General features: G+C 68.5%; 14 protein-coding genes. 3 read left to right on the forward strand and 11 right to left on the reverse strand.

Annotated features, from left to right (window positions below; all coding sequences use genetic code 11):
• Window positions 1–18: 18 nt before the first annotated feature.
• Genes C882_RS16310 through C882_RS16335 form a run of 6 tightly spaced genes read right to left on the reverse strand, consistent with a single transcriptional unit; the run spans window position 19 to window position 4,657 of the window.
• Window positions 19–240 (reverse strand): hypothetical protein, encoded by a 222-nt coding sequence (locus C882_RS16310; RefSeq protein WP_009541749.1) that lies wholly within the window; start codon window positions 238–240, stop codon window positions 19–21.
• Between the two features lie 23 nt (window positions 241–263).
• The gene (locus C882_RS16315) at window positions 264–1,070 is read right to left on the reverse strand and encodes a ZIP family metal transporter (RefSeq protein WP_009541750.1); all 807 of its coding nucleotides are present in this window, start codon (window positions 1,068–1,070) and stop codon (window positions 264–266) included.
• Window positions 1,067–1,711 (reverse strand): ABC-type transport auxiliary lipoprotein family protein, encoded by a 645-nt coding sequence (locus C882_RS16320; protein ID WP_009541751.1) that lies wholly within the window; start codon window positions 1,709–1,711, stop codon window positions 1,067–1,069. The genes C882_RS16315 and C882_RS16320 overlap by 4 nt, the downstream gene beginning before the upstream one ends.
• 4 nt (window positions 1,712–1,715) lie before the next feature.
• Window positions 1,716–2,669, reverse strand: a complete 954-nt coding sequence (locus tag C882_RS16325) for an MlaD family protein (RefSeq protein WP_009541752.1) — start codon at window positions 2,667–2,669, stop codon at window positions 1,716–1,718.
• A gap of 5 nt (window positions 2,670–2,674) precedes the next feature.
• Complete coding sequence (locus tag C882_RS16330; protein ID WP_009541753.1) at window positions 2,675–3,508, reverse strand: ABC transporter ATP-binding protein; 834 nt, start codon at window positions 3,506–3,508, stop codon at window positions 2,675–2,677.
• A 3-nt stretch (window positions 3,509–3,511) separates the two neighbouring features.
• Window positions 3,512–4,657, reverse strand: a complete 1,146-nt coding sequence (locus C882_RS16335) for an ABC transporter permease (protein ID WP_009541754.1) — start codon at window positions 4,655–4,657, stop codon at window positions 3,512–3,514.
• A 168-nt stretch (window positions 4,658–4,825) separates the two neighbouring features.
• Between C882_RS16335 and C882_RS23445 the strand changes: the two genes are divergently transcribed.
• The 3 genes from C882_RS23445 to C882_RS16350 all read left to right on the forward strand — a co-directional run bounded on the left by C882_RS23445 (window position 4,826) and on the right by C882_RS16350 (window position 6,352).
• A complete protein-coding gene (locus C882_RS23445; protein WP_009541755.1) occupies window positions 4,826–5,287 on the forward strand; it encodes a PRC-barrel domain-containing protein in 462 nt (153 codons plus the stop codon).
• A 165-nt stretch (window positions 5,288–5,452) separates the two neighbouring features.
• Window positions 5,453–5,908: a bacteriohemerythrin gene (locus C882_RS16345; RefSeq protein ID WP_009541756.1), complete on the forward strand. Its 456-nt coding sequence runs from the start codon at window positions 5,453–5,455 to the stop codon at window positions 5,906–5,908.
• Between the two features lie 114 nt (window positions 5,909–6,022).
• Window positions 6,023–6,352, forward strand: coding sequence for a hypothetical protein (locus C882_RS16350; RefSeq protein WP_009541757.1), 330 nt, complete (start codon window positions 6,023–6,025; stop codon window positions 6,350–6,352).
• A gap of 24 nt (window positions 6,353–6,376) precedes the next feature.
• On the opposite strand, the gene C882_RS23450 is transcribed toward C882_RS16350, so the two are convergent.
• The 5 genes from C882_RS23450 to C882_RS23455 all read right to left on the reverse strand — a co-directional run bounded on the left by C882_RS23450 (window position 6,377) and on the right by C882_RS23455 (window position 12,019).
• Window positions 6,377–6,907: a CC0125/CC1285 family lipoprotein gene (locus C882_RS23450; RefSeq protein ID WP_009541758.1), complete on the reverse strand. Its 531-nt coding sequence runs from the start codon at window positions 6,905–6,907 to the stop codon at window positions 6,377–6,379.
• Window positions 6,908–6,976: 69 nt separating this feature from the next.
• Window positions 6,977–8,086, reverse strand: coding sequence for a CaiB/BaiF CoA transferase family protein (locus C882_RS16360; RefSeq protein WP_009541759.1), 1,110 nt, complete (start codon window positions 8,084–8,086; stop codon window positions 6,977–6,979).
• A 147-nt stretch (window positions 8,087–8,233) separates the two neighbouring features.
• A complete protein-coding gene (clpA, locus tag C882_RS16365) occupies window positions 8,234–10,528 on the reverse strand; it encodes an ATP-dependent Clp protease ATP-binding subunit ClpA (RefSeq protein ID WP_009541760.1) in 2,295 nt (764 codons plus the stop codon).
• Window positions 10,529–10,534: 6 nt separating this feature from the next.
• Complete coding sequence (gene clpS, locus C882_RS16370; RefSeq protein WP_009541761.1) at window positions 10,535–10,867, reverse strand: ATP-dependent Clp protease adapter ClpS; 333 nt, start codon at window positions 10,865–10,867, stop codon at window positions 10,535–10,537.
• Window positions 10,868–11,158: 291 nt separating this feature from the next.
• Window positions 11,159–12,019, reverse strand: a complete 861-nt coding sequence (locus C882_RS23455) for a phasin family protein (protein ID WP_152415374.1) — start codon at window positions 12,017–12,019, stop codon at window positions 11,159–11,161.
• Window positions 12,020–12,296: the final 277 nt, after the last annotated feature.

Consider the following 12,296-nt stretch of genomic DNA (forward strand, 5'->3'; position numbering starts at 1 on the left):
CTTAAGCCGAACGGTCCTTCACCGCCCCCGCTCCCCCTCCTTTCTCCGTGCCCGGCGTTTCATGGCCCACAGGCCGCCGCCCAGGAAGGCGAGAACGATCAGGCCGATCAGCAGAAGCAAAAGCACCGGGCTGTCGGGGCTTTCGCTCAGGCCGGAGTCGGTTGTTTCCTGCGCCAGCGCGACGGCGGGCGCCGTCAGGCCAACCAGGGTCAGCAGAACGGTCTTGAGCATCGGTGTCATGCGTCCTCCCTTTCCTTCAGCGGTCAGCCGGCGTAGCGGCTGAGCAGGAATGCCAGCGCGAAGCCCGACGCCGTCGACATGGCGACCCAGGGGCCGCCGGTGCGGAAGGCGTCGGGAAACATGGTGTCCGACAGCATTGCCAGAATGCCGCCCGCCGCCAGCGCCAGAAGCGCGCTCTGGAAGGCGTCGGGCATGCCGGCCAGAAGCTCGAACCCCAGGATCACCGAGGCGACGCAGGCCAGCGCCACGATACCCCAGGCGGTGAGGATGTAGGTCGCCGACCGGCCCTCGTGCTTCATGCCGATGGTCGACGACATCGCGCCCGGCAGGTTCGACAGGAACACCGCCCCCAGCAGGACGATGCCCAGTCCCGGCCCTTCCTCGGCGGCAATGCCGACACCGATGGCGGCGTTCTCGGGGATGCCGTCCAGCGCCGTGCCCATCAGCACCGCGATGCCCGATACGGTCGCCTGCTCGTCGGTCTTGGGCGGCGGTGCGTCCTCGTCCACCTGGAAGGGCTCCGTGCCCTCGCGCTTCGGCGAGCTTTTCGCCGCCATGCGGTCGGTGATCTGGTCCAGCACCACATAGATCAAGGCTCCCAGCATGAAGCCGGCGACGGTGGACAGCGTGGTGCCGGTTTCGAACGCCTCTTCCATCAACTCGAAGGACAGGGCGCAGACCAGCACGCCGGCGCCGAAGGCGATGACGGCGGCGACGATCTTGCGCGGCGGCGTCCAGAACAGGCCGATCAATACGCCGATGGGAAAGGCGGCGCTCGCCATCAGGCCGAAGGCGACGGCGCGGCCGAGGCCGGGTCCGTCCTCCATCATGCCCCCGTCCGGCCGCGTGCGATGGTCTCGACCGTCCACGTCACCAGGTCGGAGACGGCCCGCTGCGTGGCCGCGTCGAAGGCTGCAATGACCGCGCCGACGCTTTCGTCCGCCGGTGTTGCGCGGGCGGTGGCGGTGGTCTGGCCGACGACGTCACCGCCCGGTTCCGCCAGCAGGTCGGCGGCGATCTCGACGCGGACGGTGGGGATGGCGGCGCCCGCCTCGTAGCCGGATTCGAAGTCCGACAGGCGGGTGTGCAGGCGGTGGGTCGGGTCGAGTTCCACCGAGCGCCGGCCGACGGCGCCCAGGGCGCGGGTGGAGCGGAAGGCCTCCAGCATGATGGCGCGGACCATCTCGGGCGCGTCTTCCACCCACCGGCTGTCGGCGTAGTATTGCAGGTGGCGGGGGTCCCGCCAGACGGCGATGCGGTCGGTGGCGAGTCCGGGCGCCGCCGAGGGGGCCTCCACCACCAGCCGGGCGCCGGGCGCGGCGGAGGCGGCGGCGACGTCGGGCGCCGTCACGCGGTAGGTTTCCGGCCGCTCGCCCTCGCCGGGGATCACGCTGGAGCACCCCGCCAGCACCAACACCAGCAGCGCCAGGACGGGGGCTTTGGACAGGCGGACGGCGGCGGCGCGGGTCATGGGATCACTGGGCCTCCGGATCGAATTCGGACGGCTCCTCGCCGAACACGAGGGCGTTGGGGTTGTCCTGCAAACGGTCGGCGAGTTGGGTCAGTTCATCCACCATGCGGCGGGACTCGCTGACCAGGTACCGGATTTCCGTCAGCCCCTCCGACGCGAACTCGCCGACGTCGGGGCCGGTCTGGCGCAGCGTGCGCTCCAGCCGGTTGGCGGCGGCCTGCAGCGACGACGCAGCACCCCGCGCTTCCGCCACGGTCTCGGAAATTTCGCCCTCGATCAAAGCGTCGGCGCTGCGGAAGGTTCGCCGCGCTTCCGCCGCCGCCTGCTCGCCGGTGACCAGCGCGCCCTGCGCGTCGCGGAGCGCAATGCGGGCCTCGCGCAGGATGCCGGGCGCGGCCTCGGTGGTTTCGGCGATGTTGTTCAGGATGCGGTCGACCTGCGCCATGCGCTCCTCGTCCAGCACCTCGGCGACGCGGTCCACGGTCGCCCGCAGGTCGCTGGCGACCTTGGGAAGGGTGTCCATGATGGCACTCAGGCCGCCCGAGGGTCGGGTGGCGATGGTCGCCATCTGCTGGCCTTCCGCCGCCGTCAGCTGCGGGCCGCCGGCCTCGCCGGGATGCAGGGCCAGATAGGTGGCGCCGGTGATGCCCATGGATTCGACGGTGACGTAGGCGTCCTGCGACACCGGCAGGTCGGACCGCACGCCGATGACCACCGGCACGCGCGTCGGGTTTTCCACGCCCAGGCGCAGGCGTTCCACCTTGCCGACGTCGATGCCTTTGACGCGCACGGCCGTGCCCTCGTTGATGCCCGCGACGGACTGCTCGAACACCACCTGATAGCGCGTGCGGTCCTCGCCCAGGCCCAGGTTCACCAGCCATGCGACGAAGGTCAGCATGCCCAGGATGAAGACCACCGTGAAGATGCCCACCAGCAGCGGATGCGCCTTGGATTCCATGGTCGTCACTCCTTTTCGGCACGCCCGCCCTTGCCGGGCTCGGGTTCGCTCTTGAAGAAACGCTGGATGAAGGGGTGGTCGGCGCGCGACACCTCGTCCACCGGGCCGACCTCCAGGAACCGCTGCTCGGCCAGGATGGCGACGCGGTCGCAGACCTCGTGCAGCAGGTCCAGGTCGTGGGTGACCAGGAAGACCGTCAGCGACAGGGTTCGGCGCAGTTGCAGCAGGAGCTGGCGGAAGTTGGCGGCGGCGATGGGGTCCAGCCCCGCCGTCGGCTCGTCCAGCACCAGAAGTTCCGGGTCCAGGGCCAGGGCGCGGGCCAGTCCCGCCTTCTTGCGCATGCCGCCCGACAGCTCCGACGGATACTTCCAGGCGGCCTCGGGCTCCAGGCCGACCATGTCCACCTTCAGCGCCGCCACTTCCGACGCCAGGCGGTGGGGCAGGTCGTGGTGTTCCTTCATCACGCGGACGATGTTCTCCATCACGGTCAGGTTGGAGAACAGGGCGTCGCTCTGGAACAGCACGCCCCAGCGGCGCTGGATGCCGTGGCGCTCGCGCAGGGGCGTCCCCGTCATGTCCTGGCCGAACACCTCCACACGGCCGCCCGTGGGCGTGTGGAGGCCGATGATGGAGGTCAGCAGGATGGACTTGCCGCTGCCCGACCCGCCGACGATGCCCATCACCTCGCGCGGGAAGACGTCGAGGTCCAGCCCCTCGAACACCAGGTGGTCGCCGAAGCGCTGCTCCAGGTCGCGCACACGGATGACGGGCCGGCGCTTGCCGTCGTCCCCGCCGTGCGCTTTCGCCTGGCTGGCCCGGTCGCGGCTGGCGTGTCCCATCGCCTAGAGCCCCATCTGGTTCAGGAATACGGTGAACAGGCTGTCGAGCAGCAGCACCAGGAACAGTGCCTGCACCACTGCCCGGGTGGTCAGGCGCCCCATGGCCTCCACCCCGCCTTCCACCCGCATGCCCTGCCAGCAGCCGATGATGCCGATGGTCGCGCCCAGGACCGGCGTCTTGACGAAGCCGGCCAGGAACATCTCCAGGTTGGCGATGTTGCTCAGGCGCTCCATGAACAGTTCCGGCGTCACCCCGACGGAGGCGATGGTCGCCAGCCCGCCGCCGATGATGCCCATCACGTCGCCGAAGAAGCCCAGCATGGGCAGGGTGAGCACGATGGCGATGACGCGCGGCAGCACCAGGGCTTCCATGGGGTCGATGCCCATGGCGCGCATGGCCTTGACCTCCTCGCGCGTCTTCATGGTTCCCAGTTCGACGGCAAACGCGCTGCCCGAGCGGCCGGCGGCGACGATGGCGGCGACGATGACGCCGATCTCGCGCAGCATGGCCAGCGCGATCATGTTGATGACGAAGATTTCCGCCTCGAACTTCTGCAACTGCGCGCCCACCATGAAGGCCGAGGACCCGCCGACCACGAAGGTCAGGATGCCGACGATGGGCAGGGCGTTGATCCACACCTGCTGCATGTGGTGGACGACGGAGACCACGGGCACCCTGGCCCGGCCGGTGAACAGGCGTCCGAAGGCCATCATGGTCAGGCCCACGAACTCCAGGAAATCCAGTGTCTCGGTCGCCGCCGCACGACCCGGCGCAAGCACGGCCGAGACCGCCCGCTGCCGGGCCGAGGGACGGTTGCGGCGTCCGATCTCGAGCGTGTCGTCGGGCACGTCGGCGCACTCGCGCACATGGTCCAGCAGCGCCTGCTGTTCGTCGCGCAGGCCCGAGACGTCCACCGCGGCGCCCGCGTCCTTCAGGCGCCGCGCCGCCCGCTCCAGAAGCCAGGCGCCGGTGGTGTCCAGGTGCTCGACGCCGGACAGGTCGAAGCGGACGGACGCGCCCCTGGCCTCGACGCCCGCCAGCGCATCGGCCAGTTGCCGGGCGCAGTCGATCACCCACGCGCCGCCGCCGGTGACAACGGCGCCGCCGTCGTCCCTGTGCTGCTCGACAAGGGCCGTGGATGGGCTCATGAAGCGGCGTCCGCGCAGGTTCTTCCGTAAACAGCCAACACCGGCGCTGGCTTGGCCGTTGCACGGGGTGCGGCAGGACCCCGCATGTTCGGCAACCCGCCGGGGCGCGCCGGCCGTTTCTTGTGAAGACAGCCGCCATGCCCGCTTCCCATGTCCAGGAGCCGCGCCATGCGCCACACGCCTCGCCTGCTCGCCGCCGCCGCCTTCGTCCTGGCTGCCCCCGCCACCGGCTGTGCGGCGGGGGATGGTGCCCCCGATCCTGCGAAAATGGCCGCCAAGGCGCCCGCGCCCATCGATGCCCAGGCCCTGCGGGCGGTGGAACCCGGCGAGACCAGCGTGGTCTGGCCCGCGGGGTGGGAGCGCGCGGACGAGGACGTTTTCCGCGATCTCACGGGCTTCGACATCTACGGTCCCGGCGAGGAGCAGGTCGGCGAGATCGCGGCCGTCCTCGCCGATGCCTCGAACCGCGTCGTGGGCTTCGTGGTGGAGACGGAAGGCTTCCTCGACATCGGGGACCGCGAGGTGATCGTGCCGCTGGAACGCCTGGAGATCGGGCCGCAGAACGACACCTTCATCACCGGCGTGACAGAGGACGAACTGGAAGCCCTGCCGCAGTGGGAGGGCTACTGAGGCCTCATCAGGCTCGTTGCCAAGGCGTTACGACCTTGGCCCTGCGGGGCCGCGACCTCCCGGCGTGCTGCCGGGATAATGTATGACCTCTGGGAGGTTCCCACCGGACCCTTTGAATGCGACCATTGCCGGACCGTCGGATTCACGGGGACCGGGAGGCCCGCGATGCCCATTCAATGGCGGGACAAGATGAGCGTCGGATCAAGAGTCCTGGACGAGGACCACAAGCGCCTCATCGACATCCTGAACACCTTCGAGCAGATGACACGCAACGGCGCCAGTTTCGAGGCGCTGGACCAGATCTTCCAGGAACTGGCCGACTACACGCGCGACCATTTCGCCAGAGAGGAGCGCATTCAGCAGGAGATCAACTATCCCCTGCGCCAGACCCACCAGGAACAGCACCGCGCCATGGTGGCCTGGCTGCTGAAGGCCTACAAGACCTACAAGGCCCGGCGTCAGGCGGCGGAGGCGCGGGGCGTGAGCAGTGATCATGACTGCTACGAGGAGTTGCTGTCCATCCTCAACACCTGGCTGACGCGCCATATCCTGCAGGAGGACATGAAGCTCAAGCCTCACCTTCAGCGCCACCTGGAGGCTGCGGCAATGTCCGATGTATGACCACGCGGCGACGTTTGGTGCATTGCACCGGCGAGACGACTCCTGTAATTCCTGAAGTAAGCAAGAAAAACAGGCGGCGCGCGACGGGTTGCGCCGGTGGGAAAGAGGGAAAGCATGCCAACGGAAATCCGGCGCCTGCTGTACAGCGAGGTGGAGGTGGCCCGGGCCGTCTCGGAATTCGCCCTGCAAACCGAAACATCCATGCCCAAGGGCGCGGTGCTCGACTTCAAGGTTGAAAATGAACAGCCTCTCAAGCTGCGCCTGCACATGCAGACGCGCGAGGGCAAGCAGCTTTATCACACCATCGACGAGCCCTTCATCGCCGCGGCGCTGATTTCCCACTGCATGCGCAACAAGATTCCCATCGCCAAGCAGAGCCGCAAGACCGTGCGCGCCGCCAAGAACGGCGGCATCGCTCTGGACATGACGCTGGAGCAACGGTAAGGGCGGCAGCGGCCGCCCCGGTTCCTACTCGAACTCGATCCGGGGGCGCAGCGTCTCGATCACGGCGTCCGTGCGGAAGGCGTCGTCACGGTCGTCCGGCCGCGTGTCGAACATCCGCACGGCGGCGAAGGCCTCGTAGGACTCGCGCGTCGTCACGGTCGGGGCCGCGGGGTAGGGGAACGTCCCGTAATAGGGAAATCCGTAGGCGCCCAAGGGTCCCAGGCCGGGACCATAGCCGTAGAAGCCCGGCTGCGTCCGGTAGACGTCCACGGTCACGTCGCGCTCCGTTTCATGCTCGACCAGCGCAAACCAGGGGTGCCCCGTTTGGTCGGCGACCTGAGCGGCGCGGAACAGCAGGTACGTTTCCACGGTCTCGCGCGACGTCGCGGCGTTCCCCTCGAAGCTGACCAGATAGCGGTCGGGGGAAACCTGCGTCGTCCAGTAGCCGGTCCCGCCGGGCGAACCGGCGGGCTCGTAGTCCGTGGGCGCGCAGGCCGCGAGCAGCCCCATCAGGACGGCTGCGCCCAGCGCATTGCGATGGCTTGCCGAGGGCATTTGTGCCTCTCCCTGTCGTTGGTGCTTCAGGGCACAACGCGCCGGGAGGGGCAGGGCTGCGGCCTCCGACTACCGCATCCAGGCGTCGCGCACCGCCACCGCTTCGGCCTCCATATGCGGCTTGCGGGCAGGCGGAGCGGCGCCGTCGGCGTGGGCGGGGAACAGCGCCTCGCCGCCGTCCGCCGTCAGCGCCACCATTCCACGGGCGACGGCGTGAGGGTGGGTGAGGGCCTCCATGGGCGTCAGCACGGGCTCGAAACAGCAGTCCACCCCGGCGAAGGCCTCGAGCCAGTGGGCGCGCGGATGCTCGGCCAGCAGCGCCGCGACGGCGGCCGTCAGGTCCCCCTGGGGGAAGGCGTCGCCGTGGCAGCCGATCCAGTCCGGTCGTCCCACGGTTTCGCAGAACAGCGCCCAGAACTTGGGCTCGATGGCGCCCAGCGCCATGAAGGCGCCGTCGGCACAGCGGTAGACGCGGTAATACGCCGCCCCGCCATTGAGAAGCTCGTGCCCGCGCTCCGCCGGCTGCGTGGCGGCGGTGACGTGGTTGAGGTACTGCAGCGTCAGCGCGCTTTCGTAGATGCTGACGTCCAGCGTGCCGCCTTGGCCCGTGCGCCCGCGCCGTACCAGGGCGGCCAGCGTGGCGATCACCGCCTGCATGGCGCCGGCGTGGTCGGCAAAGGGCGGGTAGGGCATGACGGGTGCGGCTTCCTCGCCGGTGCCGCTGGCGTGCAGGGCGCCGGCCAGCGCCATGTAGGTGTTGTCGTGCCCGGCGCGCTGGCTGAGCGGCCCGGTCTGGCCGAAGCCGGACAGGGCGCAGTGGACCAGGCGCGGGTTGAGCGCCTTCAGCCGATCCCACCCGAAGCCGAGGCGCTCCATGACGCCGGGCCGGTAGCTTTCCAGCAGCACGTCGGCGCCCTTGACCAGGTCAGCGAGCACGTCCGTGTCCGCCTCGCGTTTCAGGTCCAGGCGCACCACGGTCTTGCCCTTGTTGACGGCGTCGTAGAGGTGCGAGGTGCCGTCGGCCTTCAAGGGCGGCAGGCCGCGCATGGGATCGCCGGCCGGCGGCTCCACCTTGACCACCTCCGCCCCCAGGTCCGCCATGAGCAGCGTGGCATAGGGGCCGGGAATGTACTGGCTGAGATCCAGCACCCGGACCCCGGCAAGGCAGTCGTTCAGCATGAAGGGCTCCGTTCGGCGACAGGGGAGCGACAGCCTGCCCCAACCTGGCCCCCCGCGCAACTCGGTGACGTCGCCCGCCGCCCGAAGAAAAACCCCCGACGCCGAGGCGCCGGGGGCCAATGCGGTGCACCGAACGGGCGGCGGACGTCAGTCCACCGTTTCCTCTTCCTTCTTACGCGAGGCCGGCGGCGGCTCGGTGATGTCGAAGACGGGGGTGTCGTCCTCGATGCGCACCTTGACCACGCCACCCAGCGTCAGCTTGCCGAACAGCAGTTCCTCGGCCAGCGGGCGCTTGATGTGCTCCTGGATGACGCGGCCCAGCGGGCGGGCGCCCATGGCCGTGTCGTACCCGCGGGTGGCGAGCCACTTGCGGGCCTCGTCGGTCAGTTCGATCTGCACGTCGCGGTCGGCCAACTGGGCCTCCAGTTCCATGATGAACTTGTCGACGACCTTGGAGACCACCTCGGTCTGCAGGTTGGCGAACGGGATAGTGGCGTCCAGGCGGTTGCGGAACTCGGGGCTGAACATGCGTTCGATGGCCTCGGTGTCCTCGCCCTGCCGCGCCTCTCGGCCGAAGCCGATGGCGGGCTTCGCCATTTCCGACGCGCCGGCGTTGGTGGTCATGATCAGGATCACGTTGCGGAAGTCGATGGTCTTGCCGTTGTGATCGGTCAGCTTGCCGTGGTCCATGACCTGCAGCAGGATATTGAAGAGGTCCGGGTGGGCCTTTTCGATCTCATCCAGCAGCAGCACGCAGTGCGGGTTCTGGTCGACGCCGTCGGTCAGCAGGCCGCCCTGGTCGAAGCCGACGTAGCCCGGCGGCGCACCGATCAGGCGGCTGACGGAATGACGCTCCATGTACTCCGACATGTCGAAGCGCAGAAGCTCGATCCCCAGCGAGCGCGACAGCTGGCGGGCGACTTCCGTCTTGCCGACGCCGGTGGGGCCGGAGAACAGGTAGTTGCCGATGGGCTTGTCGGGCTCGCGCAGGCCGGCACGCGCCAGCTTGATGGAGCTGGCCAGCATGTCGATGGCCTTGTCCTGGCCGAAGACCATGGTCTTCAGGTCGCGCTCCAGGCTGCGCAGGGCCTCCTGGTCGTCGCGGCTGACGGACTTGGGCGGGATGCGCGCGATCTTCGCGACGATGTCCTCCACGTCCTTGACCGTGACGGTCTTCTTGCGCTTGGTCTCGGGCACCAGGTTGCGGGCCGCGCCCACCTCGTCGATGACGTCGATGGCCTTGTCGGGCAGCTTGCGGTCGTGGATGTACTTGGACGACAGCTCCACCGCCGAGCGGATGGCTTCGACCGTGTACTTCACGCCGTGGTGCTTCTCATAATACGGCTTCAGGCCGCGCAGGATCTTGACGGAATCCTCCACCGACGGCTCCGGCACGTCGATCTTCTGGAAGCGCCGCACCAGCGCGCGGTCCTTCTCGAAGTGGTTGCGGAATTCCTTGTAGGTGGTGGACCCGATGCAGCGCAGCGTGCCCTGGGCCAGCGCCGGCTTGAGCAGGTTGGAGGCATCCATGCTGCCGCCCGAGGTCGCGCCGGCGCCGATGACGGTGTGGATCTCGTCGATGAACAGGACGGCGCCGTCCAGCGCCTCCAGTTCCGCGACGACGGCCTTCAGACGTTCCTCGAAGTCGCCGCGGTAGCGGGTGCCGGCCAGCAGCGAGCCCATGTCGAGCGCGAAGATGGTGGCGTCCTTCAGGACATCGGGCACCTCGCCCTCGACGATGCGCTTGGCAAGGCCCTCGGCGATGGCGGTCTTGCCGACACCCGGGTCGCCCACGTACAGCGGGTTGTTCTTGGTGCGCCGGCAAAGGATCTGGATGGTGCGTTCGACCTCCAGGTCACGCCCGATCAGCGGGTCGATGCGACCCTCGGCGGCCTTCTTGTTGAGGTCGACGCAGTAGGTGTCGAGCGCTTCACGTCCCTTTTTCACCACCGCCTCCGCATGTGCATCGTCCTCGGCACCGGAAACGGGGCGCGACTGGGTCGAGCCGGGGCGCTTCGCGATACCGTGACTGATGTAGTTGACGGCATCCAGCCGGCTCATGTCCTGGCTTTGCAGGAAGTAGACGGCGTGGCTTTCCCGCTCGCTGAAGAGAGCCACGAGCACGTTGGCGCCCGTCACTTCTTCGCGACCGGAACTTTGAACGTGGATGGCGGCCCTTTGGACCACCCGCTGGAACCCGGCGGTGGGCTTCGGGTCGGTCTCCCGCGCGGTCACCAACCCGGACAGTTCCTTTTCCACGAAGGCCGACACGTCGCGTTTCAGGCGATCGACGTCGACGGTGCAGGCGCGCATGACCGCGACCGCGTCCGCGTCGTCGGCAAGCGCCAAGAGCAGGTGCTCCAGCGTGGCGTACTCATGCCGGTTTTGGGCAGCCAGCGCCAGGGCCTTGTGTAGAGTCTGTTCCAGGTTGGCCGAAAGCATGGGCGGCTATTCCTTTTCCACGGTGCACTGCAGTGGATGCTGGTGCTGACGCGCCAGATCCATCACCTGGGTCACCTTCGTCTCCGCCACCTCGTAGGTGAAGACGCCGCACACACCCACACCCCGCTGGTGCACATGCAGCATGATCCGCGTCGCCTCCTCCCGGTTCTTGCCGAAGAACCGTTCAAGCACGTGAACGACGAACTCCATGGGGGTGTAGTCGTCATTCAGCATCAAGACCTTGTACATGGACGGCTTTTTCGTCTTCGGGCGGGTCTTGATGACGACGTTGGTGTTGGGCCCGCCCGGCCGGTCCGGTTCATGATCGTGGTCGCTCATGTGGCGTCCGTCACTCCGATACTGTCACTGTCTGTCCATTATCATAGGACGGGCGGGCGCGGTGGCAAAGGTCACTGTTGGAGACCCGATGCTGATATAGGTACGCGTGAATCCGGCAGCCAGTGGCAGCGCGAAATTCTCATTGTCGTGCGCCGAGGCCCGTTTGTCGGAATCACGCCACGAAAAAAGGGTGCCGCAGCGACCGCAGCCGCCGGAGCACCCCCGTTTCGACGGGCGGGTTGAGCGGCGCGCGCCGGCGCTGCTCACCCGCCGTATGGCGTTCGCCGCTGATCAGCGGGCGATCGGCTGCGCCTGGGCCATGCGGTCCATGGCGACGGTGACGCGCTCGGTCAGCGGCGCAACGGCCTCTTCGACGGTCTTGGCGGACATTTCCGACATCTTGCCGGAGGTCTGCGCCAGGCCCTCGACCGAGGACTGCAGCGTCTTCTGGTTCAGCTCCATCAGGTCGTGGACCGAGCGGCAGCCCAGCGCCGCCTTGCCGTAGGCCAGGTTGGTCTCAAGCTGCTCGTGCACGTGGGCGAGCATCACCTTGGTCAGGTCACGCATGCCGTTGACCATGGTGGTGCCCGACGCCAGCGCCGCATCCACGTTGCCCTTCAGGAAGGACACGTTGTCCTCGTAGGACTTGATGGCGGCATCGGTGGTCTTGGCGGCCTCGTCGACGCGGGTGCGGCTGACGGCCACGGCCTTCTCGTACGACTTGGCGGCAGTGTCGGTGCCGGCCTTGACCACGTTCTCCACGGTCTTCTTGCCGACGGCCACGGCATCGTCGAGCACCTTGGCGGTCTCCTGCGCCTGCTTGCTGGCGGCCTCGGTCGCCTGCGTGGCCGAGGGCACCTTCGGCGGCTCGGGCGCCTTTTCGGCCGGGGCGGCCTTGGGGGCGGGCGCACCGGCCGGTTTGTCGGCAACCTTGGCGGCCTGCGCCGGCGCCTTGGCGGGCTCTGCCGGGGTCTTGGCGGGCTCGGCGGCGGCCTTGGGCGCCTGAGCAGGAGCCGACGCCGGAGCGTCCGCCTTCGCCTTCGGATCGCTGGCCGCGGCGGCCTTGGCGGCGGGCTTGCGGGCCGGGGTCTTGGCGGCGGTGGAGGTCTTGGCGGGGGCGGCCTTGGCCGGAGTGGTCTTGGCGGTGGTCATGGTCATCGGGCTCCCTGGGTCGCGGAGAAGGGCACCCGGCGATCGATCCGCGCGCCGGTGCCGAATATGCTGGTTGTCGCGCCGCACGGCCCCGCTCGCGCCGCCGTGACCACCGGGCGGTCGGCCGTCGACGGCCGAACTTCCGGTGAAAGGCGCACGAAGGGGTCGGCCGTTCCTTTCCGGCCGATTTTGTGCGATGCAACATCCGAACTATGCGCCTGGATTCCCCACTGGTCAAACGGAAAAATGGTGCGCCGCAGCACGGGCCGTCCGCCCA

The sequence above is a fragment of the Caenispirillum salinarum AK4 genome (genome assembly GCF_000315795.1).
In the GTDB taxonomy this organism is placed as follows: Bacteria; Pseudomonadota; Alphaproteobacteria; order Rhodospirillales; family Rhodospirillaceae; genus Caenispirillum; species Caenispirillum salinarum.

Bases quoted from the DNA above. Each gene is read 5' to 3' on its own strand.
- C882_RS16335 (WP_009541754.1), bottom strand. From the start codon at position 4,657: ATGAGCCCATCCACGGCCCTTGTCGAGCAGCACAGGGACGACGGCGGC.
- C882_RS23445 (WP_009541755.1), top strand. From the start codon at position 4,826: ATGCGCCACACGCCTCGCCTGCTCGCCGCCGCCGCCTTCGTCCTGGCT.
- C882_RS16330 (WP_009541753.1), bottom strand. From the start codon at position 3,508: ATGGGACACGCCAGCCGCGACCGGGCCAGCCAGGCGAAAGCGCACGGC.
- C882_RS16345 (WP_009541756.1), top strand. From the start codon at position 5,453: ATGCCCATTCAATGGCGGGACAAGATGAGCGTCGGATCAAGAGTCCTG.
- clpA (WP_009541760.1), bottom strand. From the start codon at position 10,528: ATGCTTTCGGCCAACCTGGAACAGACTCTACACAAGGCCCTGGCGCTG.
- C882_RS16360 (WP_009541759.1), bottom strand. From the start codon at position 8,086: ATGCTGAACGACTGCCTTGCCGGGGTCCGGGTGCTGGATCTCAGCCAG.
- clpS (WP_009541761.1), bottom strand. From the start codon at position 10,867: ATGAGCGACCACGATCATGAACCGGACCGGCCGGGCGGGCCCAACACC.
- C882_RS16320 (WP_009541751.1), bottom strand. From the start codon at position 1,711: ATGACCCGCGCCGCCGCCGTCCGCCTGTCCAAAGCCCCCGTCCTGGCG.
- C882_RS16325 (WP_009541752.1), bottom strand. From the start codon at position 2,669: ATGGAATCCAAGGCGCATCCGCTGCTGGTGGGCATCTTCACGGTGGTC.
- C882_RS16350 (WP_009541757.1), top strand. From the start codon at position 6,023: ATGCCAACGGAAATCCGGCGCCTGCTGTACAGCGAGGTGGAGGTGGCC.
- C882_RS23450 (WP_009541758.1), bottom strand. From the start codon at position 6,907: ATGCCCTCGGCAAGCCATCGCAATGCGCTGGGCGCAGCCGTCCTGATG.
- C882_RS23455 (WP_152415374.1), bottom strand. From the start codon at position 12,019: ATGACCACCGCCAAGACCACTCCGGCCAAGGCCGCCCCCGCCAAGACC.
- C882_RS16310 (WP_009541749.1), bottom strand. From the start codon at position 240: ATGACACCGATGCTCAAGACCGTTCTGCTGACCCTGGTTGGCCTGACG.
- C882_RS16315 (WP_009541750.1), bottom strand. From the start codon at position 1,070: ATGATGGAGGACGGACCCGGCCTCGGCCGCGCCGTCGCCTTCGGCCTG.